The 20671-nt window shown below is 52.1% G+C and carries 17 protein-coding genes and 1 tRNA gene; 10 read left to right on the top strand and 8 right to left on the bottom strand.

Translation table 11 applies throughout. The features are described from left to right. Positions 1-4: 4 nt before the first annotated feature. From iolD to PsAD37_RS08045, 3 genes are all read right to left on the bottom strand, one after another. Positions 5-1837 carry a 3D-(3,5/4)-trihydroxycyclohexane-1,2-dione acylhydrolase (decyclizing) gene (gene iolD / locus PsAD37_RS08035; protein ID WP_063295690.1) on the bottom strand — a complete coding sequence of 611 codons (1833 nt, stop codon included), beginning with the start codon at positions 1835-1837 and terminating at the stop codon, positions 5-7. Next, positions 1834-3774 carry a 5-dehydro-2-deoxygluconokinase gene (gene iolC, locus PsAD37_RS08040; protein ID WP_193778232.1) on the bottom strand — a complete coding sequence of 647 codons (1941 nt, stop codon included), beginning with the start codon at positions 3772-3774 and terminating at the stop codon, positions 1834-1836. Before iolC ends, iolD begins: the two co-directional genes overlap by 4 nt. Before the next feature lie 142 nt (positions 3775-3916). Next, positions 3917-4768: a MurR/RpiR family transcriptional regulator gene (locus PsAD37_RS08045; RefSeq protein ID WP_063295691.1), complete on the bottom strand. Its 852-nt coding sequence runs from the start codon at positions 4766-4768 to the stop codon at positions 3917-3919. Positions 4769-5111: 343 nt separating this feature from the next. On the opposite strand from PsAD37_RS08045, the gene PsAD37_RS08050 reads away from it, so the two are divergent. The 5 genes from PsAD37_RS08050 to PsAD37_RS08070 all read left to right on the top strand — a co-directional run bounded on the left by PsAD37_RS08050 (position 5112) and on the right by PsAD37_RS08070 (position 9567). Continuing rightward, positions 5112-6038, top strand: coding sequence for a sugar ABC transporter substrate-binding protein (locus PsAD37_RS08050; RefSeq protein ID WP_063295692.1), 927 nt, complete (start codon positions 5112-5114; stop codon positions 6036-6038). A gap of 64 nt (positions 6039-6102) precedes the next feature. Next, positions 6103-7209 (top strand): ABC transporter permease, encoded by a 1107-nt coding sequence (locus PsAD37_RS08055; RefSeq protein ID WP_063295693.1) that lies wholly within the window; start codon positions 6103-6105, stop codon positions 7207-7209. Between the two features lie 2 nt (positions 7210-7211). Beyond that, positions 7212-7991, top strand: coding sequence for an ATP-binding cassette domain-containing protein (locus PsAD37_RS08060; RefSeq protein WP_057465013.1), 780 nt, complete (start codon positions 7212-7214; stop codon positions 7989-7991). Positions 7992-8175: 184 nt separating this feature from the next. Next, entirely contained in the window at positions 8176-9288 is a 1113-nt protein-coding gene (locus tag PsAD37_RS08065; RefSeq protein ID WP_063295694.1) for a Gfo/Idh/MocA family protein, read from the top strand. 203 nt (positions 9289-9491) lie between these two features. Continuing rightward, positions 9492-9567 (top strand) — tRNA-Phe (locus PsAD37_RS08070). Between the two features lie 506 nt (positions 9568-10073). Here PsAD37_RS08070 and PsAD37_RS08075 read toward each other — a convergent pair. The 5 genes from PsAD37_RS08075 to PsAD37_RS08095 all read right to left on the bottom strand — a co-directional run bounded on the left by PsAD37_RS08075 (position 10074) and on the right by PsAD37_RS08095 (position 15236). Next, the gene (locus PsAD37_RS08075) at positions 10074-10838 is read right to left on the bottom strand and encodes an ABC transporter ATP-binding protein (protein WP_063295695.1); all 765 of its coding nucleotides are present in this window, start codon (positions 10836-10838) and stop codon (positions 10074-10076) included. Then, positions 10835-11887 (bottom strand): iron ABC transporter permease, encoded by a 1053-nt coding sequence (locus tag PsAD37_RS08080; RefSeq protein WP_063295696.1) that lies wholly within the window; start codon positions 11885-11887, stop codon positions 10835-10837. The genes PsAD37_RS08075 and PsAD37_RS08080 overlap by 4 nt, the downstream gene beginning before the upstream one ends. Continuing rightward, entirely contained in the window at positions 11887-12876 is a 990-nt protein-coding gene (locus tag PsAD37_RS08085) for an iron ABC transporter permease (protein WP_084407691.1), read from the bottom strand. The genes PsAD37_RS08080 and PsAD37_RS08085 overlap by 1 nt, the downstream gene beginning before the upstream one ends. Before the next feature lie 9 nt (positions 12877-12885). After that, positions 12886-13809 (bottom strand): Fe(3+) dicitrate ABC transporter substrate-binding protein, encoded by a 924-nt coding sequence (locus PsAD37_RS08090; RefSeq protein WP_063295697.1) that lies wholly within the window; start codon positions 13807-13809, stop codon positions 12886-12888. Positions 13810-13958: 149 nt separating this feature from the next. Next, positions 13959-15236, bottom strand: a complete 1278-nt coding sequence (locus tag PsAD37_RS08095; RefSeq protein ID WP_063295698.1) for an MFS transporter — start codon at positions 15234-15236, stop codon at positions 13959-13961. A gap of 558 nt (positions 15237-15794) precedes the next feature. Between PsAD37_RS08095 and PsAD37_RS08100 the strand changes: the two genes are divergently transcribed. The 5 genes from PsAD37_RS08100 (at position 15795) to PsAD37_RS08120 (ending at position 20586) form a co-directional block, all read left to right on the top strand. Further along, positions 15795-17348 carry a glycosyltransferase family 39 protein gene (locus tag PsAD37_RS08100; RefSeq protein WP_063295699.1) on the top strand — a complete coding sequence of 518 codons (1554 nt, stop codon included), beginning with the start codon at positions 15795-15797 and terminating at the stop codon, positions 17346-17348. A 2-nt stretch (positions 17349-17350) separates the two neighbouring features. After that, the gene (locus tag PsAD37_RS08105) at positions 17351-18334 is read left to right on the top strand and encodes a glycosyltransferase family 2 protein (RefSeq protein WP_063295700.1); all 984 of its coding nucleotides are present in this window, start codon (positions 17351-17353) and stop codon (positions 18332-18334) included. Next, on the top strand, positions 18327-19094 hold the full coding sequence (locus PsAD37_RS08110) for a ChbG/HpnK family deacetylase (protein WP_193778233.1): 768 nt from the start codon (positions 18327-18329) through the stop codon (positions 19092-19094). Before PsAD37_RS08105 ends, PsAD37_RS08110 begins: the two co-directional genes overlap by 8 nt. 136 nt (positions 19095-19230) lie before the next feature. Then, a complete protein-coding gene (locus tag PsAD37_RS08115) occupies positions 19231-20124 on the top strand; it encodes a GNAT family N-acetyltransferase (RefSeq protein ID WP_208991764.1) in 894 nt (297 codons plus the stop codon). 12 nt (positions 20125-20136) lie between these two features. After that, entirely contained in the window at positions 20137-20586 is a 450-nt protein-coding gene (locus PsAD37_RS08120; RefSeq protein ID WP_057462804.1) for an ABZJ_00895 family protein, read from the top strand. Positions 20587-20671: the final 85 nt, after the last annotated feature.

The following is a 20671-nucleotide window of genomic DNA, read 5'->3' on the forward strand; positions in this document are numbered from 1 at the left end:
GGCCTTAGTCCCCCAAACGCTGATTGGTCAGCGCGTGCTCATAGCCCTTGCGAGCTTCATTAACTTCTTTTCTTTTTGATACTTCTGGCACGGCAACATCCCACCAGTGGCCACCTTCCGGCATGGTTGGCAGCGGATCAGTGTCGATCACAATGCAGTAGGACTTGGTGCTGGCTTTTGCGCGCTCCAGAGCTTCACTCAGCTCTTCGATGCTTTTCACGTGCTCAGAGGTTGCCCCCATTGCACCCGCATGTGCAGCAAAATCAATGTTGGATGGCTCAACGTGATAGGCGTCATCCAGCAGGTTGTTGAAGTTGTCACCACCGGTTGCCATCTGCAAACGGTTGATGCAGCCGTAACCGCGGTTGTCCAGCAGAACCAGAATGATCTTGTGACCCAGCATGACGGAGGTCGCCAGCTCAGAGTTCATCATCATGTAGCTGCCATCGCCAACCATGACGACCACTTCGTTCTCTGGCTTGGCCATCTTCACGCCAAGACCACCGGCAATCTCGTAGCCCATGCAGGAGAAGCCGTATTCCAGATGGTAACCACCCGGCTTGTCGGTCTTCCAAAGCTTGTGCAGCTCGCCAGGCAGACCACCAGCAGCACACACAACAGTGGTGTCTGCATTGGAGGCACGCTGAACAGCGCCAATCACCTGCGCATCAGTTGGCAACTCATTGCCACCCTCAGGGGCTGCCGTTGCATTCTCAACAGCTGAGAGCCAGGTCGCAAGGTGAGACGTAGTCTCGGTCACAGCCTTCCAGTTGCCCAAATCTTGGCTGAGAGCCTGCAGACCAACACGCGCATCACACACCAATGGAAGCGCATTGTGCTTTCCGGTGTCATAAGAGGCGGCGTTCAGCTGCAAAATACGGCGATCGGGGTTCTTAAACAGTGCCCAGGAGCCTGTCGTGAAGTCCTGCAGGCGTGTGCCGACTGCGATGATCAGATCAGCATCTTCGGCAACAGCATTTGCGGCAGAAGAGCCAGTCACACCAACACTGCCCAGATTCAGCTCATGATCCCATCGCAGAGCGGACTTGCCAGCCTGCGTTTCAGCAACGGGTACGTTGTGTGTCTCAGCAAAGCTCTTCAGGTCATCCGTTGCCAGAGAGTAGTGCACACCACCACCAGCAATGATCATCGGCTTTTTCGCAGCGCGGATTGCAGCAACCGCAGTTTCCAGCTCAGCTGCATCAGGTGCAGGGCGGCGGAAGTGCAAGGTGCGCTCTTCAAAGAAGCTCACAGGCCAGTCATAAGCTTCAGCCTGCACGTCCTGACACATGGCCAGTGTAACAGGACCACACTCGACCGGATCAGTCATAACCGCCATGGCGCGTGGCAGAGCTGTCAAAAGCTGCTCAGGGCGCTGGATACGGTCATAGTAACGGCTTACAGGGCGGAAACAGTCATTCGCACTGACAGTGCCATCCTGAAAGTCTTCAATCTGCTGAAGCACTGGATCCGGTGCACGGTTTGCAAACACATCACCTGGCAGCAGCAGAACCGGCAGGCGGTTCACGTGAGCCAGCGCAGCAGCAGTCACCATGTTGGTTGCACCGGGACCAATGGAGGTGGTCACAGCCATCGCGCGGCGACGGTTGGATGCTTTGGCATAGGAGATCGCCGCGTGGGCCATACCTTGCTCGTTGTGACCGCGATAGGTCGGCAGCGTGTCCTGCGTGTGATAAAGCGCTTCACCAAGACCCGCCACGTTGCCGTGACCGAAAATAGCCCAGACCCCAGCAATAAAGCTGTCTCCCTCAGGCGTTTTCTGGGCTGCTAGATAGCGAACCAGAGCCTGCGCGGCTGTTAATCTGATCGTGCTCATGCAACTTCTTTCTTATCCATTCGGGCCTGCTCCCAGACAGATCCGAGGCCTTCAAATTTTGCAGCCATGTTAGCGATGGCTTCTTCGTCAGAAATGTTTCCGCCAAGCCACTTCTCAGCAGCCTCAGCAAAAATAGTGCGGCCCACAGCAAAACCTTTCACAAGGTCATACTTGCCTGCAACCTCAAAGCTCGCAGTGAGCTCCTCAGCTGGTGCATCAAGGCCAAGAACAACAATACCGCGGCACCAAGGATCATTTGACTTGATCGCGTCACAAGCTTTCTGCCAGCCTGCGTCAGTCTTCAATGGCTCCAGCTTCCACCAGTCAGGGTAGACACCCAAATCATAGAAGCGCTGAATGATAGTCGCGGTGGTATCATCATCAACCGGTCCAACCTTGGACGGGATGACTTCCAGCAAAAATTCCAGATTATTTTCACGGCATGCATGCGCAAGGCGAAGAATGGTCTCTTCCTGGCGGGCCTTCATCTCAGCGCTGTCATCCGGATGGTAGAAGCACAGCACCTTGACCACATGCTCAACCGGCCATTCCGCCAGCTGCGAACCAAGGTCTGGGCCGATCTCCAGCTCCAGTGGGCGAGAGCCTGGCAGTTCAACCGGACGGCCAATCCAAAGACCGGAACCCGTTGCTTTGAACAGAGCTTCGTCACCAAGACGGCCATCGCATAAAATGCCGTAGTCGTCACCACCAGCACGAACCTGCTGAGCAGCTTTGAGGCAAAGCTCTTTAAACTCAGGGATCTTGTCTTCGGATGCGCCAACTTTGGCGGCCATGTCTTCCAGCTGAGAGCGATGGTCGAAGGCAAACACCTTCATGTTGGACCACTCGCCCTTGCGGTTGGTAGACCAGTGGATCTGCTCCAGCTTCTTGTCTTTGCGCAGAGCATGTTCGGAGGAACCGTTATCAAGGAACCACTGCAGCTCTTCCCAGCTTGGGTAAGCAGGCGCACAGCCATGGCGAGAGACGGCAAACGCACCACATGCATTTGCATAGGTGAGGGTGGTTTCCCAGTTTTCATCCTTCAGCCAGCCGCGCAGCAGGCCAGACATAAAGCCATCGCCCGCACCAAGCACGTTGAACACTTCAATCGGGAAGCCCGGACCGGACTTGCCATCATCAAGGCTCGCGCCAATCTCGTCTTCAAACACCACAGCGCCCATCGGGCCACGCTTGCAAACAAGAGCAGCCTTACTGACCTTGCGCACGGCATTCAGAGCTTCAAGCGTGTTGGTGGAACCGCCTGCGATATGGAACTCTTCTTCCGTACCCACGATCAGGTCAAACAGGTGCAGGTGCTTTTGCAGCTCAGCGGTCACTTTCTCAGAAGCGATGAAACGTTCTTCACCATCACCATGACCAGCAAGACCCCAAAGGTTGGGGCGGTAGTCAATGTCCAGAGCCGTACGGGAGCCGTTCTCTCTCGCAAGACGCAGCGCTTTTAAAACAGCAGCTTCTGTGCGTGGGTGCGAAAGGTGTGTGCCTGTTACAGTCACACAGCCGGATTGAGCAATAAACTCAGGATCAATATCATCTTCGCACAGCGCCATGTCAGCACAGTTTTCGCGATAGAAAATCAGCGGAAACTGCTCTTTGTCGCGAATGCCAAGAATAACAAGGGCGGTCAGGCGGTCCTTGTCAGTAACAAGACCATCAACGCAAACGCCTTCTTTAACCAGCTGCTCGCGGATGAAACGGCCCATGTGCTCATCCCCTACGCGGGAGATAAGGGCAGATTTCAGCCCAAGACGGGCTGTTCCGACTGACATATTGGTTGGTGAGCCGCCGACATACTTATTAAATGAAGACATGTCTTCCAGTCGGCTGCCAACCTGCGTTCCATACAGGTCGACCGATGACCGGCCGATTGTGATGACATCAAGTGATTTCAACGGATTCTCCCAATCAGGTACTAGCATTTTCTGAAAGATTACATATTCCAAAAATAATCACAAGTGGAATATCTGTTCAAAATAGAATGGGCTTTGTTCCAAAATTTTAAACAGGCTCCTTTCCAATTTCAGTCCTTTGCCGGCTTCCCATTGATTCCTTAGAGGTACTCTAGGAGAGGGACGTCCACTTTCGCGCATCGCCAACGGCAACAGCGATAGAAGTCGCAAGACACATGGTTGTAGAGAGTGATCTGAACGCGCCGTGCTCAGCCTCATTAACCTCCAGAACGGTTGAAGAAACGCGGGCAATTGGAGACAGAACGCTGTCGGTCAGGGATATAACAGAGACGCCTCGACCAAAGGCCTTGCTTGCAAACTCAACCACCTCAGGAGAGTAGGGGCTGAAGGTCGCCACAAACAAAGCATCGTTCTCATTGATGAACTGAACACGCTCCTCCAGAATGCCACCTGTGTATTCCAGAAGGTTCGTTCTCACGCCCATCTTGCCCAATGTATAGTGTAGGTAGCTGACGACCGGATATGCACGCCGCAGGCCTAATAAGTGTATGTTTTCTGCAGCTGACAGCGCTTCAATGGAGCGCTCAAGAGCGACTGTGTCGACCTGGCGCAGAAGATCATCAAGCGACTGTTTGGAGCGTTCTACAAAGTTGCCAAGAATGCCGCCAGGAGTGTTTGTTCCACTCTCGCGGATCTTCGTCAGGCGCTCCGTATATTCAGAGTTGCGGCCAACCAGCTGCCCCTGAAAAATCTGCTGCATCTGCGAGAAACCGTCAAATCCCAACGTTTGGGCAAAGCGAACAAGAGTAGAAGGCTGCACGCCTGCAGCGCTGGCAATCTCAGCTGTGGTGCCAAGAGCGATTCTGTCCGGATTCGCCAAAGCATATCTTGCGCACTGCAAAAGGCGCTTGGGCATGCTGTCTGAAAGAGTACTTATTCGAGCTTTCAGGCTCTCGTAATCCGAGGGAATGTCTGGGCTAATTGCGTCTAAATTCTGTGTCATGAAAAAAATCTATTCCAAAACTTGAAAAACCGCAATGTACGTTCTATAAATTTGGAATGAATTTTCCGAATTGCTCAAATTTGGATGAATTCTACGATTGTAGGGCCGGTAACACGTGCTCTGTTCATCACCCTTTTAAAGTGCTGTTTCAGCACGGATTTGCCGCAATCAGGCTTGCTTTGATATAATTGGGGTGATGGGTGCTTTTGCCCGTGGGACGGCTGAGCACTACAATTCGTGCGGAAACGCATTCGAACTCCAGTGTTTGTGGACGAGATAAACACCGGACTTCTAGGGGAAACCCTGACTTAAAATTGGCATCCGCCAATCTTGGGAGGTTTATATGAAAAAGATTTTACGCGCGTTCGTAGCTGCTGCTGCGATCATGACTGCACCTGCTGTAATGGCTGCTGACATCATTGTTGTGAGCCATGGCCAGGCAAACGACCCATTCTGGTCTGTTGTTAAGAATGGTGTAGACAAAGCAGCGAAAGACAGCGGCGCTAACGTTTCCTACCGTGCTCCAGAAACTTTTGACATGGTGGCCATGAGCCAGCTGATTGATGCAGCAATCGTTCAGGAGCCGGACGGAATTGTTGTGTCCATTCCAGATGGTGACGCGCTCGGCCCATCCATTACCAAAGCAGTGGAAGCTGGCATCCCTGTCATCTCCATGAACTCCGGTAGTGATGTGTCCGCAAGCTTTGGTGCTTTGTTGCACGTAGGCCAGGACGAGTATGACGCCGGTAAAGCAGCAGGCAAAAAGCTTGCTGACATGGGCGGCAAAGTCGGCATCTGCGTCAACCAGGAAGTGGGCAACGTGTCCCTCGACCTGCGCTGTGACGGTTTTGCAGCTGGCTTTGGCGGCAACGTAACTGTTGTTCCAACAAATAACGATCCAGCTGAAGTTGAAGCGAAGATCAAGGCAACTCTGCAATCCAACGAAGACATCGACACCATCATGGGTCTTGGTGCGTCTCTCGTAGGTGAGCCTGCAGTGGCAGCTGTTGAAGCAGTTGGACGCACTGGTGAAGTAAATGTTGCAACCTTCGACATGTCCGCAGGCTTCCTGCAGTCAGTCGCTGATGGTAAAGCAGCATTTGCAATCGACCAGCAGCAGTTCCTTCAAGGCTACCTGCCTGTTATCTTCCTCGCTCTCAATGCAGAGTACGGACTTATCCCTGGTGGCAACGTTCCATCCGGTCCAAATCTGATCACCGCTGATAAAGCCGGCCAGGTTGTAGAGCTGTCCGCTCAAGGCATCCGTTAAGGAGCTTTGCTGTGGGAGGGGTGCACGCATCCCTCTCATTTCATGCAAAACTGAGGGAAATAAAATGTCCGATCTTGCTGTTGAGAGCGCGGACGAAAGAGTAAAAAACGTCTCGCTCATATCCCGGCTCATGAAGCGTCCTGAACTCGGCGCCATTGCTGGCCTTGCTCTCGTAACAATCTTTTTTCTTTTTACTGCTGACCCTAAGATGTTCACCCTCGCAGGGATCCTGAACTTCATGACGCCTGCTGCCCAACTTGGCATTCTGGCAATTGGGGCGGCACTTCTGATGATCGGCGGTGAGTTTGATCTCTCCGTTGGCTCTATGGTTGCGTTCACAGGCCTGATTTTCGGCGCGGCAATGGTCACCTTCGACCTGCCACTTTATGCAGCGATCATCGTCACCTTCATGGCGGCGGCTGCGATGGGGGCCATAAACGGACAGATCGTCATCCGTACGGGCTTACCGTCTTTCATTGTGACGCTTGCGTTCCTGTTTATCCTGCGCGGCCTGTCTCTGGTTGGCCTCAAAGCGGCAACCGGCGGCTCCACTCAGCTGCGCGGCATCCGTGCAGAGTTTGAAGGCAGCTGGCTTGCTGATTTCTTTAGCGGAGAAGCGTTCACACCGTTCTTCTACTGGCTGGCTGAAGCAGGTTGGGTCGACACCTTCAAATCCGGAAAGCCAAAGGTAGACGGCATTCCGGTCGATATTCTTTGGTTTGGCCTGCTGGCTCTTCTGGCGACCTGGGTTCTGCTTCGCTCCCCATTTGGCAGCTGGATCTTTGCAGCAGGTGGCGACAGCAACGCGGCAAGCAACTCCGGTGTGCCGGTGCGCAAGGTCAAAATGTACCTGTTCATGTTCACCGCATGCTGTGCAGCTCTCGTTGCAATCCTGACAGTTATGGATGCTGGCTCAACGGACGCCCGCCGTGGCTTCCAAAAGGAGTTTGAGGCAATCATTGCAGCGGTGATCGGTGGCTGTTTGCTGACAGGCGGTTATGGCTCTGCAATCGGTGCCTTCTTCGGCTCCATCATCTTCGGAATGGTGCTGATCGGCCTCAGCTACACCAATATCGATCAGGACTGGTATCTGGTCTTCCTCGGTTCCATGCTGCTGATCGCGGTGTTGTTTAACAACATGATCCGCAAGCGTGTCACAGGGGAGCGCTGATCATGACGACACCTATTGTTGAGATGAAGAACATCGAGAAGCACTTTGGCTCCGTCATTGCTTTGGCTGGTGTTTCCTTCTCCGTCATGCCCGGCGAAGTGCATTGTCTGCTTGGTGACAATGGTGCAGGTAAATCCACCTTCATCAAAACCATGTCCGGCGTGCACAAGCCAAGCAAAGGCGAGATCGTCGTTGATGGTCAAAAGCAGGTCTTTGAAAGCCCGCGTGATGCCATGAATGCAGGTATTGCAACGGTGCACCAAGACCTTGCGATGATCCCGCTCATGTCCATCACCCGCAACTTCTGGCTTGGCCGTGAACCAGTCAAGAAGTTCGGCCCGATCTCCTATTTCGACCATAAGTACGCAAACGAAGTCACTATGGAAGAAATGTCCAAGATGGGCATCAATCTGCGCGAACCGGATCAGGCTGTGGGCACACTGTCTGGCGGCGAACGTCAGACAGTCGCAATCTCGCGCGCCGTGTATTTCGGCGCGAAGGTCCTCATCCTCGACGAGCCGACCTCTGCTCTGGGTGTACGCCAGACGTCAAACGTGCTCTCGACCATGGATAAGGTCCGCAAAAAAGGTGTTGGCGTCGTGTTCATTTCGCACAACGTACGCCACGCCATGGCAGTGGGAGACCGCTTCACAGTGCTGAACAGAGGGCAAACCCTTGGTACTGCGAAGAAAGGCGAAATCACCGCTGAAGAACTTCAAGATCTCATGGCTGGCGGGCAAGAGCTTGCCAGTCTGGAGGCATCATTGGGCGGCACTGTGTGATGTGTATTCCCGAAAACCCTCTGTTGGTTTTCGGGTCAGGCATACGCAACTTACAGGATGTTCAGTGAGACACTGAGGAGCGGCATTACCCGATCGTGCCGCTCCTTCATTTTATCAATGCCCCGTTCATAACGCGTTCTATTCCAATGAACTCTATTCTAGGGGCACTTCCAGGATTACTGAGATGGAAAAAATCGGCGTAGGTCTGATTGGAACCGGATACATGGGCAAATGTCATGCTCTGGCATGGAATGCTGTATCCGGTGTGTTTGGTGGTGAGCTGAAGCCAGAGTTGGTGACGCTTGCTGAGGTGAATGAAGAACTGGCAGCAGCACGCGCAAAAGACTTTGGCTTTGCCAAGTCTACGGGCAACTGGCGCGATATGCTCGCCGATCCGGATATTCACATTATCTCGATTACCACGCCGAATGAGTTCCACCCGGAAATGGCAATCGCAGCTCTGGAAGCGGGCAAGCACGTCTACTGCGAAAAGCCAATGGCTCCGTCCTATGCGGATGCGCAGAAAATGCTGGAAGCCTCCCGCAAATCCGGCAAGAAGACCTTCCTTGGTTATAACTACATCCAGAACCCCATGATGCGCCGCATCCGCGACCTGCTGAACTCAGGCGAAATCGGTGATGTACTTCAGATCCGTCTTGAGATGGACGAAGACTTCATGGCCAACCCGGATGATGAATGGGGCATCAAAAGCGGCGCAGCTTCCGGCTTTGGCGCACTGGATGACTTTGGCGTGCACACCATGTCTCTCCTCATGGCTCTGGACCTGCGCATCTCAAAAGTCATGTGCCACATGACCAAGCCATATGCGACCCGTAAGGACGCAGCAGGCAACGACAAAGCTGTTGAGACCTATGATGCAGCCACCGTGCTGTTTGAACTGGAAAACGGCGGCAACGGCACCCTCCAGCTCAACCGCTCTGCATGGGGCCGTAAAGGCCGTGTTGCAGCGCAGATCTTCGGCTCAAAAGGGTCTATCGTTTATGATCAGGAACGCATGAACGAAATGCACGTCTACAAAGCTGAAGGCGACGTGGCAGGGCAGGGCTATACCACGGTTCTGGCAGGGCCGGCCCATGCGCCGTATGACCGCTTCATCCCAGCCCCGGGCCACGGTCTCGGCTTTAACGATCTGAAGATTATCGAAGTAAACGAGATTCTGAAAAGCCTTCAGGGCGAATACAGTCACCTGATCGACTTCGAACGCGGTATCTTCATCGAAGGCCTCGTCCAGACCATGGCCAAATCTCACGAACAGGCCAGTTGGGTCACTGTCTAAGGTTTTTGAGAGTGAGAGAGAATTAAGGGCGCTTGAACAGCGCCCTTTTTTATGGCCTGACTTCTTTCGTGCAATACACTCTGCGAAAAAAAAGATTTAACCCCCTAAAAGCCTTTGGGAAAACTCATTGGGGTGCTGGACAGAAGAAATCTGGCACCCTATAAGACCCTCACCTCAGCGGGGCACACTGCCCAACGCGAAATGCCCGGATAGCTCAGTTGGTAGAGCAGCGGATTGAAAATCCGCGTGTCGGTGGTTCGAATCCGCCTCCGGGCACCACTTATCTCCTTGAAATTATTAGATAATAAAACGAGCATTTTCTCTGCTTTCCAAAGGTTTGTCACTTTTTCTCCAACTGCTTGCTGAACACTGCTCCTAGTTTATATTGCGTGACGCGAATTTTACATAAGTGGATGAATTTAAGTGCGAAGTACTTTTTATTTCTTCTCTATATAATTCGCGTAGTGGGGGGATGTGCTCGCCTAACGCTTAGGATAGCGATCGTGAAGGTGATCTTTCAGGGCTATGTTGTCTGCGCCCGAGGTTTCGACGAGCTCTAAGTCTTTAACTCTTAACACTCTCCGCCAAATCAAAGAGGGATTGCCTCCAATAGGAGTGTTTCGATGTCTCAGCGATTGTCCATGAGATAGATGTTGACATTGAGGATTTTCTGAAAAATAGTTGTTACAGGCATCAAAATCCGAATAACATTAGGTCTGGACAAGCAGGTTTTGTCCCTAACACTTAATGCGCAGCTTTCACCAGAACGCTCGCTGGCCTTCATCTCAAACTGGTGTCACCACTGGTGTTTGAGACACCGGATCAGCGTAAACGCTAGTGTCAATTTCGTAGACCGAACTTACCAAAGATGGGCTGACCACCTCGTGTGGGGTGCCCTCGGCAAAGATAGCGCCATCACGCATGACGACGAGGTGATCTGCATAGCGGGAGGCCTGGGCTATGTCGTGGAGGACGACCACCACCGTGCGGCCCTGACTGTTGAGCTGTTGGAGGAGATCCAGTGTCTCGTACTGATAGCGGATATCCAGATAGCTGGTTGGTTCGTCCAACATGATGTAGGGCGTATCCTGAGCCAGACACATGGCGATGAAGGCCCGCTGGCGCTGGCCGCCGGAAAGGTCTTTTAGTGCCCGGTCTTTGAACGTGTAAAGGCCCGAGGTGTGCAAGGCCTCCTCAACAATCTCAACATCCCGTCTGCTACGAATGCCAAGGAGAGATTGATGCGGCGCACGTCCATAGCCAACAAGTTGCTCAACGCTGATGCCAGTCGGAACCACCGGACTTTGCGGCAAAAACGCAATCTGCCTTGCAACGGTTTTGGCAGGCAAACGGTGGATCTCTTGACCATCAACGGTGATGCTGCCGCTTTTTAATTTCGTGATCTGACCAATGGTTTTCAGCAGTGTGGATTTTCCGCAGCCGTTCGGGCCGATCAAAGCGGCATAACTGCCTTTTTGAATGGTGAGATTGATGCCCTTGAGCATGAACTCTTCGTAACCGGAAATGACGTTTGAAAGAACGATGCTCATGTGCTTTGTCCTTTTTGTGAGCGGCTCATGATCCAGATGAAGTAGGGAGCGCCCAGCATTGCACTCAAAATGCCTGCGGAGACTTCAAGCGGCGGCGCAACAGCCCGTCCAACCGCATCAGCCAGAACAACCAGAAGTGCGCCCACTAGAGCAGCTGTTGGCAGCAGGAGACGATGTCGTCCTCCAACAAGAGAGCGGCTGATATGCGGTGACATCAAGCCGATAAAGCCAATCACGCCGACAACCCCAACAGAGATGCTGGCAAGCAGGGTTGCAACGCCCAACAACAAAAGACGCATCTTATTTGTGCTTTGGCCAAGCCCGCGCGCGGTCTGGTCTCCCAGTTGCTGCAGGTCCAGCTGATAGGAAAGCACCATAGTCAGACCTAAAAGGCCCATCAGTGGCAACCAGATCGACTGCACATGCACCCACGTGCGAGCCCATAGCGAGCCGGTGAGCCAGACAAGCGGGTTGGAGATTTCCAGCGTTGCGGCTGTCACCAGCAGATAATCAACACCTGCATCACATACCATGCCAACGGCAATGCCAACCAGAGCCAGACGGGCTGGGGAGACTTGGCGCAGATGAGTTGCAAACAACACAACCACCGCAGCAACAATGCCGCCAAGGGCCGCTGCGATAGGAAGATAAGTAACGGGCACATTGGGCAGGAACATAACTGTGCCCAAAGCAGCCAGTGCAGCGCCTGAGTTGATGCCCATGATCTTGGGGCTTGCCAGCGGATTGCGAATGATAGCCTGAACAATAACACCGGAAACAGCAAGGCTTGCCCCGGCCAGCAAGGCAATCAACACACGGGGAAGCCGTGACTTCCAGATAATATAGGTCTGCTTTTGGCCATCCAGATCAAACAGGCTGTTCAAAATCACATCCAGCGGGATGTTAACCGCGCCCACACCCAGACTGAGCATGCTGACAAAGACGCAGGCAAACAACAGTAGCATTTGGACGCGAAAGGCTTTGGTGTTCCGGTGGCTTTTAAAATCTGTACGCCACTGTGCGCCGGAGGCCTCAGAGAGCACGCTCATCAGTCAATCTCCTTGGCCGTGATGGTCAGGTACAAAAAGTAGGGCGCGCCAATCAGGGCTGAAACCACACCCACCGCAGTTTCCTCCGGGAAGTTGATCAGCTTGGAAGCGCCATCAGCAACAAGCATCAAGGTGGCACCACACAGCATAACCGCAGGCACCAACACACGATGGTCTGTGCCAAAGGCAGCGCGGCACACATGCGGAATGATGAGGCCAACAAACATCACAGGTCCGGCGACAGAAACGGAAACGCCGGTCAGGATTGCCGCGAGCAAAATACCAAAAAGCAACGTAAACCGCGGATCAGACCCAAGACCCTTTGAGGCTGCTTCTCCAAGCGCCATCAAATTGAGCTTATGCGACATGACGAACGTCAGGAGGCCACCTGCCAGACACCAGATAAGCAGCGGTGTTGCCTGCTTCCAGCGTACATCCGCAATGTCGCCTGTGGTCCATTGGATCACGGAGAGGGCCAGCTCGTCATCCAGCGTAAAAGTGAACCGCACCAATGCAAACGCAAAAGCGCTGACTGCCACACCAGAAAGGATCAACCGAAGTGCGCTCAATGTGCCTTTCAGGCCACCTGCAAGCGTCAGAGTTAGTCCACCGGCAAAGGCAGCACCCAGCACCGCCATGGTGTCGATGTTGAAGAGAACGAGTGATGGGAACACCAGCCCGATGGCTATGCCCAGAGCGGCCCCTTGATTGATGCCAAGGATAGACGGAGAGGAAAGTGGATTGCGCGTTGTGGCTTGCAGCAAAAGCCCGGCAAGGCCTAGGTTTGCGCCAATCAATGCGGCAATGAGAGTGCGCGGAGCACGGATATCGCGCACAATGGAAAGGCTCTGCTCATCAAGTTGAGCAAAGACCGAATTCAGGATTTGGAGAAACCCGATATCTTGCCGGCCACCTGTGGCAAGGGACAGCGCCGCTCCACCGAGCAGCGCCATCCCCATAAGGCTCCAGTACATGGCAGTGAGTGGCATGTGCGCGGCTTAGTTCTGAACTTGCTTCATAATGTTTTGCAGGTCATTGGCGGTCATCTCTGCTGCCACCATGCCGCGCAGACGAGACCACACATGCGCTTCCATGTAAAACACGCGGTCGTTTTTCACAGCGCTGATGTTCTCGTAAAGCGCTTCACCCTTCCAGCCATCCGCAAAGGCTGGGTTTGCGTAGCGGCCCAGAATGAGAATGTCCGGGTTCACAGCAGAAAGCTGCTCCAGAGAGGTCTTCACGTAGTTGGATTCATAAACCGCACCCTTGGTTGGCTTCATGCCGCTGGCAAAGCCAAAGCCTTTCAATAAAGAGCCATTGTAGGAAACTGGGGAATGCAGCCAAAGCCCCTTTGCGTTGGTCACACCAAACTGGATCTTGTAGTCGCCAGCCTTTTCAAACTGCGCACCAATCTCAGCCATTTTGGCTTTATGCGCTTCAACACGGGCTTTCATCTCATCTGCCTTGCCAACGGCAGCGCCAATTGCTTCCAGCTGCGCAATTGCAGAAGGGTAGTCACCACCCAGACTGTCAAAGACAACCGTCGGTGCAATTTCAGAAAGCGTGTCATAAGCGGCTGTATGCCGGGTCTTGTCGGCAATGATCAGGTCTGGACCTAAGGATGCAATCACTTCAAGACTTGGTGTCTTACGGGTGCCAACAGAAACCCAGTCCTGCCCAATCTTATCCGTATAGGCGCTGATGATGCGCTCACGTTTCTTATCATCCGCCACACCCACAGGAGCAACGCCAACGGCAGCCAGCGCATCAACAAAGCTATATTCCAGCACAACAATACGCTGAGGTTGATCAGGAACAGTGGTGGTTCCCAGCTCGTGTTTTACATCACGCGCGGACGCTCCAAAGGCAACAAGAGTTGAAAGGGCACCAGCGAAGGCGGCTGCGAAAAGATTGGTTTTCATCGGCTTGACTTCTCATAAGGACGGGCAATAGCAAAGGTTGTAGAGTGAGCTATTGTATACCTGATAATTATAGTCAAGTTTAAATGGGAGTTTTTACCTCATATTTATTCGATAACGCAGACATCCTGCAAATGCCTGCGCATAACCACTTAAGACGAAGGTTGTTCTGACAGCTCGTCCACTTCCATCTCCTTGGCAACTTCTTCATCAGCAAGAATAATCGTTTGCGGTGTGGCCGTGCGCGTTGGCGCAGAAGGCACAAACACACTCTTCTCGCTCTCTGCAACAGCAGAACGCTGTGTGAGGCGCCATAAGGTAAAGGCAAGAATAAGCGCATGGGCTGCAAACGTGGACATGAACAGGCCGATGGACCCGAAAACGCTCATCAACACGCCGCCCAGAAATGGTCCGATCATGGACCCCACGCCAAGCATCAGCAACAAACCACCGCTGGTCTGCATCGCATCCCCCGCATCCGCATGGTCATTCGCGTGGGCAACCAGCACCGGGTAGAACGTGTAAATCGCAGCGCCAAAAATTACCGCTGAGGCAATGGCAATGTTGGCGCTGCTGGTGTCTGCAAACAGGAACATGGAGTCCGCCGCCAAAGCAACCACCGCAATCGCAATCACGACGTAGCGGCGGTCCGTGCGGTCTGAGATCATGCCGATTGGCACCTGTGCAAAGGCGCCAGCCAAAATGGATGAACTCACAAACAACGTGATGCTGGCAATCGGCAGGCCAACTTTCCCGCCATATACCGCCGCCAACGTTCCAAAGCTGCCGTTGGAAACGCCAGTCAGAACAACAGCAACCACGGCAACAGGAGAGTTACGCCACAGCCGTCTTATATCCAGTTTGACCTGTGCAAGGGGAGCCGGAGCAGGGGTGCGCGTGACAGCTGTCGGGATAAGTGCCACCACATAAAACATGGAGGCAATCACAAAGAACTCGAAACCATCAATCGGACCCATGGAAAGAACCACCTGCCCACCCGTGGTCGCAGCAAGGTTCACCATGGTGTAGGTGCCAAAAACAACCCCGCGGTTGCTTGGGTCCGAGCGTTCCGTCAACCAGCTTTCCACGATCATGGCCGCCCCGGCAAAGGCAAACCCTGCCACGGAGCGAAAGGCAATCCATGCAATGGGATCAACCAACAGGGAAGAGGCCAGAACTGACAAGCACGCCAAAGATGCCATCACACCAAAGGCCCGAATATGCCCCGCCCGCTGCACGATCTTCGGCACGCTCAGGCAGCCAGTTACATACCCAATCGCCCAGCCCGTCCCCAACAGACCGAGAGAAAGAGAGGAGAAACCCTCAAACGTACCTCTAAGCGGCAAATGCATACCGGTAACACCACCGGCAAAAAACAGGAAGGCAGAGCCCAAAAGCAAAGAGGCGATAGGAAGCAGAAACTGACGCATGGCAACGACCCGGAAGCTGGGCAAGCATCCCCGAAAATACTTACCCCGAAAAACACCAGAAAGGATAAGAGCACAACTCCCCCAAAAACGCGACAGCTTTATACCTACCCCCCTGCTTGAGAACACCTTTTCACGAAACAGCGAGAACAATCACGGAAACTAGTAATGGAAAGCGGGAAGCGTGTTGTCCCAATGAGAGCTCGTCCGGAACGTGAAAGGTTTTGAGGTTTGCATTCTCGCAGGATGTTGGGCCGCTTGTTAGAAAATGAAGAAGCCCAACGTTAGAAAAGATCTCTAAATGTATGCTGTAATTGTTATAAGTTTCAAGGTGTTAGGTGTTAGGTGTTAATCGCCTGGTCATTTGAAGAAATGTAATTTGATTGTCAAAAGCGATACAACAACACGAGGCTCGATTTGTTGCCTAATTATCCTCCAGTTTATGTAAAAAGAAATTGGAATTTTTGAAATTCCTCTGTTAGTTGTGTCCAATAAATTTTCTAGTTTGCAGGGAGAAAGCGTTAATTCGCTGCAAAGTTTATACAGATTTGATTGGTAGTCATGGACGCTCATTACCCGAAACAAGAACATGCTTATAGCAAGGGCATACTCTCAAAAATTGACATTAGCTCCATGTGGTTTGTATGGGTGATCCTCCTATTCCATGCTGCGATCTATACTGCTGCTTCGACATTGGTAGCATCCAATTTGCCTTTAGATGCAGTTGAATCGCTGTATTGGGGTAAAGAGTGGCAACTAGGCTATTTTAAACATCCGCCTATGTCTGCATGGATGATTGATGCAGTAGTTCAACTATTTGGCCGTGCAGATTGGGTAATATTTGCAGCCGCTGAAGCTTGCACAATCCTAGCAGTTCTTCCCGTAGTCCTAATTGTGCGGGAGCGTTTCAGTGCCAAGGCAGGCGGTTATACTGTACTTGCAGCATTTCTATCTCATTTTACGACATTGTCTGCTGTCGAATACAATGTGAATATGGGTTTTTTACCATTTTGGGGATGGATGGTTTATGCCTTCTTGAAGGCAGAAGAGAAAGACAAACTAGTTTGGTGGGTAGTCTTTGGTCTGGTCAGTGCCGGAGGAATGCTGGGAAAGTATACCGCTGCCATATTTCTTATGAGTGCAGTCCTTTGGGTCCTTGCTCGTCGACGGGACTTATTAGTTCGGCCTGGGCCATACCTTGCTGCTCTGGTGTTTCTTGCCGCGATTGGGCCGCATCTCATATGGTTAGTGCAGGCTGATTTTATTCTCATTGACTATGCTCTGGGGCGTACAGGGAGTAGCAATGCTGCATGGTATCGTCACATAACCATGCCCCTCAAGTACTTAGCAGAATTTGCTTACTCCGTTGGGCCAATGCTGTTGGTGCTCGGAATTGCTGCTGGATGGAAAAAAGTAAAGTCGATTTGTTTTTCTGATTTGATTGGCGGTGTGAGTCGTGTTTGGGCAGACAGCTTTTTATTTGCAGCAATAGGACCGATACTGATTATAACGCTTCTTTCATTGGTGTTGGGGGCAAAAATCAAAACGGTTTGGTCTATGCCACTTGGTGTAGTTTTTGCCGGATTGATTGGTGTTGCTGCTGCATCGTTAGAGGTTGAACCTTTTAAAAGGCGCTTCTTAATCTCGTGGGGCACTCTTTACGCTCTTCTGCTTATAGTTTTTGTTGCAATCATGGTGATCGCACCGTTCGTCAAAAAATATCCAAAACGTATGCTTCACGACGGTCCAGCATTGACGCGTCTTGTTGAAGAGCATTGGGTAACTCACGAAACAAAACCCTTTGAGTATCTCGTTGGTGATCATTGGCCTGGTGGATCTGTAGCTTGGTATGCTGCGGTAAGACCAACATTTTTTGAACGTGCAAACCTGACTTTCTCTCCTTGGGTTGATGAAAGAGATCTTCAATCCAAAGGCGCGGTCTACGTCGACTATAAAGAACCCAAGGCCAAGGTTGCTGGCATGTGTGTGATCGCTCCTCAAAAAGTACGTTGGCCTGCTCCTGGCGGTAGAGTTTACAAAAAACACCCTGAAGTTTGGATCGCTGTTTTGAAACCTGCATTAGGTCCAAATGCTGTGACATGTGAGGGCGAGTGACCATGAGTGAAAACACCCTTACACTTGCAGTGCCAGTATTCAACGAATCTGAGTCTTTGGAGGTCTTTCACCAGCGTCTTGGAAAAGTTGCTGAGCAGCTCGTTGATCAGTTCGCGTTAAATATCGAAATTCTTTACGTAGACGATGGTAGCTCTGACGGCAGTCCCACGATTATGAACCAGCTTTCGAGTGGCCGGTTCAGTGTGAAAACCGTTTGCTTTAGCCGCAACTTCGGCAAGGAAGCTGCGCTGGTGGCGGCAATAGAACGTTGTCAAAAAGGTGCAATTGTTTTTCTCGATGGTGATGGTCAACATCCACCTGAAATGTTGCCTGAGTTTGTTCGCCGCTGGAAAGATGAAGGCAATGATGTTGTCTATGCGGTTCATAATAAACGGCAAGATCATCCGATCAAACAGAAGCTGGTTGGGATCTTTTATCGCTTGATAAATGCAGGGAGCAGGTTCGAGATTCCTGCAAACGCTGCTGACTACAAGCTACTATCTCCTCGTGCTTTGGAAGCGTTGAAAGCTTGTCAGGAACGCATTCGTTTCTTTAAAGGCCTTTCTACTTGGATTGGCTTCAAGCAGAGCGCGATTGAGTATGAACCAGAAGAGCGTATCTCAGGCACCACCAAGTGGAACTTTTTGAAACTGCTTAGTTTGTCGTCCGAAGGTGTCATCTCGTTCTCAACGGTCCCTTTGCGGGCAACGATGTTTCTGGGGGTGGCTATCGCTATTCCATCGTCGATATACGGTTTTTGGATAGTGTTGTCGTCACTGTTGCTTGGCAATAATGTACCAGGATACTCATCCTTGTTCACCGCAACAGTCTTTCTAGGCGGACTTCAGCTGATTTTGCTAGGAGTCGTTGGAGAATATGTCGGGCATATGCTGCGTGAAATTAAGCAGCGTCCGATTTACATCGTCGCAGAAGAACATAGCCAAAGCGCTCAAACAACCGAGGTTGCAAATGCGCTTGGTGGCTGATGATTACGCCTACACTTCGGAAATCAGCAAAAGCATTCTGTGGTTGTTGGAGAACGGTAAGATTCAAGGCACCTCGTGCATGGTGGTCACAGATGCATGGCCAAAGGATGTGACAGCATTAAAGGCGCTGAGTGAGCAGAGGCCCGATATCCAGATCGGGCTTCATATCACGTTGACAGGGGATTGGCTTAAGCCGTCATCCTCAGCTTTAGAATGGGCTGCGTTCCCAACAATGCCGCAGCTTTTGCTCAAATCGCACTTACGCAAGTTGAATACCTGTCAAATCGAGAAAGAGATTGCATCGCAGATTGAGAATTTTCAACGCGATTTCGGCCGTCTTCCCGATTTTGTAGATGGTCATGAGCATGTACATCTGTTCCCCCAAATCCGAAATGCATGCGTCAAGGCACTGCATGCTGCTGGGTTTAAAGGTTGGGTGCGGCAGTGCGGGGGGCCGTTAAAGGGTGTTCTGAAGCGGCCTCATCGTTTTAAGTCATTGTTCCTGAACTACCTAAGCTGGTTGTTTAAGAAACAAGCTGATCGTTATGACATTCGCTATAACAGGGATTTTGCAGGCATCTACGATTTTTCGATGAAAAGTGATTTTAGCGGCTTGCTGGAAACATGGCAGCAGACTGCGTCTCAGGATAGTGTTTGCATGTGCCACCCAGGGGTCGCGCATTCTAACTCACACACTCCAGATCCAATTGCTCAATCGCGCGAACGCGAGATGCGTATCCTGTCGGAAGCAACGCGATAACAATTGCTACGAAGAGGCTGGATACAGCTTGCGACCCAACTCCTCACACCAACGCATTGAGCATTAGCCCCTGTTCAGGGTATTCAGGTGGTGTTGGCGTCACTTCGGGTGATTCAGTGTGGTGAGAGGGTTAGGTGTGGTTTTATTTCGTCGGGCTTCAGAATTTGCGATAAGTCAGCTGCATCAGGTTATGGTTTTGGCGTTCTCCGATTATGTCATCCAGATGGATATGCCACTCGGTGACTTTGAGCGGATGATTATGGCTCGAGGCTTTGACGCGGAATTGTCCTGGGTGGCCACCGACAATGAGCAGCTGGTTGGCTTCTGGTTCATCGGCAAGCAAGGCGCTTTTCCTGGCACCCTCTACGCAGTCTCCACCGGTACAGTGCCGGATGCGCGAGGCAAGGGCATTGCGAGCAAGCTCTTTGCCAAAGTGGAAGAACACGCAGCTCAGCAAGGCTATCATCACGTCCAGCTGGAGGTGATCACCAGCAACACGGCAGCCGTAAAGGCCTACGAAAAGCTCGGCTTCCAAACGCAGCGCAACTTTCAGTGCTTCAGCTTGCACAAAGCAGCATTTGCTGAACGGGGCTTTGAGCATACACCAGCACTCACTGACTGGGCTGAGATTGAAACGAAAACCTCTGAACTGTGGGAGTGTGCACCAAGCTGGCAAAACACTGCCTTTGCAATCCGCGCACTTGCAGAGGGCGTCGCAACCTACAAGATTGAGCAGGATGGGCAGCTGGTGGCCTATATCGCGTTTACCCGCAAAACCGGCGCAATCATGCAAATCGCTGTGGCTTCGGAATATCGCCGTCAGGGCCATGCCTCTGCGTTGCTCAAAGCTGCGTTTGACAGTGTGAACAAAGATGCGCTCACGTTCATTAATGTGGATGAAGGGGATGAGACCATCATGCTGGCCCTGTCAAAACTGGGGGCAACAAAAACACTGCAGCAATATGAGATGCATAGAGCATTGCAAACAAACACAGCTCATGGTCAAGAGAGCATGCTGACCACCCCCTAACTGGCAATTCTCATGACACAACTGCGCCGCTCTCTCTGGTTCTATCTCAGCTCGTTCATCGTGATCTATACGATGGTGCAGGTGGCTGTAACTGTGCTGGTCTATCACTATGGCATCAAAGAAGCGGGCAATCTGTTCATTGAGCTCGGTTTGCCTGTGGTTTTGGTCAGCCTGATCTTTGTGCGCCGCGAACATAAAGCACCAACCGGCTCTGTGTACTGGGGCCTGTTTGTCGGCTCTCTCTCCGTCAGCATACCCATTTCCATGATGGTGCGCAGCTATCTGCTGTCCGGCAGCGATTATGCTGGTGCGCTCAGCCCGGTCCCGTCCTTTGCGGGAGATGAGATGGGGCTCTTCTTCATCATTGACCTGGTGGTCCGCGCACTTGCGTTTGGCATCGGTTACGGGTTTTTCGCCCGTCTGCTGTGTGATGCGCAAAATCGCTCGAAAGAGCCGAAGTAACTCTCCTGAACCACACAAATCCTGATAATCAGTGGCTGGCGGAACCATCCTTCGGCCTGCTTTGCTGTCTGCATCCACTGCGTGT

This window comes from Pseudovibrio sp. Ad37 (assembly GCF_001623075.1).
In the GTDB taxonomy this organism is placed as follows: Bacteria; Pseudomonadota; Alphaproteobacteria; order Rhizobiales; family Stappiaceae; genus Pseudovibrio.

What these genes read in the sequence shown, in the direction of transcription:
- iolD (WP_063295690.1), bottom strand. Translation starts at nt 1,837, where the DNA reads ATGAGCACGATCAGATTAACAGCCGCGCAGGCTCTGGTTCGCTATCTA.
- iolC (WP_193778232.1), bottom strand. Translation starts at nt 3,774, where the DNA reads ATGCTAGTACCTGATTGGGAGAATCCGTTGAAATCACTTGATGTCATC.
- PsAD37_RS08045 (WP_063295691.1), bottom strand. Translation starts at nt 4,768, where the DNA reads ATGACACAGAATTTAGACGCAATTAGCCCAGACATTCCCTCGGATTAC.
- PsAD37_RS08050 (WP_063295692.1), top strand. Translation starts at nt 5,112, where the DNA reads ATGAAAAAGATTTTACGCGCGTTCGTAGCTGCTGCTGCGATCATGACT.
- PsAD37_RS08055 (WP_063295693.1), top strand. Translation starts at nt 6,103, where the DNA reads ATGTCCGATCTTGCTGTTGAGAGCGCGGACGAAAGAGTAAAAAACGTC.
- PsAD37_RS08060 (WP_057465013.1), top strand. Translation starts at nt 7,212, where the DNA reads ATGACGACACCTATTGTTGAGATGAAGAACATCGAGAAGCACTTTGGC.
- PsAD37_RS08065 (WP_063295694.1), top strand. Translation starts at nt 8,176, where the DNA reads ATGGAAAAAATCGGCGTAGGTCTGATTGGAACCGGATACATGGGCAAA.
- PsAD37_RS08075 (WP_063295695.1), bottom strand. Translation starts at nt 10,838, where the DNA reads ATGAGCATCGTTCTTTCAAACGTCATTTCCGGTTACGAAGAGTTCATG.
- PsAD37_RS08080 (WP_063295696.1), bottom strand. Translation starts at nt 11,887, where the DNA reads ATGAGCGTGCTCTCTGAGGCCTCCGGCGCACAGTGGCGTACAGATTTT.
- PsAD37_RS08085 (WP_084407691.1), bottom strand. Translation starts at nt 12,876, where the DNA reads ATGCCACTCACTGCCATGTACTGGAGCCTTATGGGGATGGCGCTGCTC.
- PsAD37_RS08090 (WP_063295697.1), bottom strand. Translation starts at nt 13,809, where the DNA reads ATGAAAACCAATCTTTTCGCAGCCGCCTTCGCTGGTGCCCTTTCAACT.
- PsAD37_RS08095 (WP_063295698.1), bottom strand. Translation starts at nt 15,236, where the DNA reads ATGCGTCAGTTTCTGCTTCCTATCGCCTCTTTGCTTTTGGGCTCTGCC.
- PsAD37_RS08100 (WP_063295699.1), top strand. Translation starts at nt 15,795, where the DNA reads ATGGACGCTCATTACCCGAAACAAGAACATGCTTATAGCAAGGGCATA.
- PsAD37_RS08105 (WP_063295700.1), top strand. Translation starts at nt 17,351, where the DNA reads ATGAGTGAAAACACCCTTACACTTGCAGTGCCAGTATTCAACGAATCT.
- PsAD37_RS08120 (WP_057462804.1), top strand. Translation starts at nt 20,137, where the DNA reads ATGACACAACTGCGCCGCTCTCTCTGGTTCTATCTCAGCTCGTTCATC.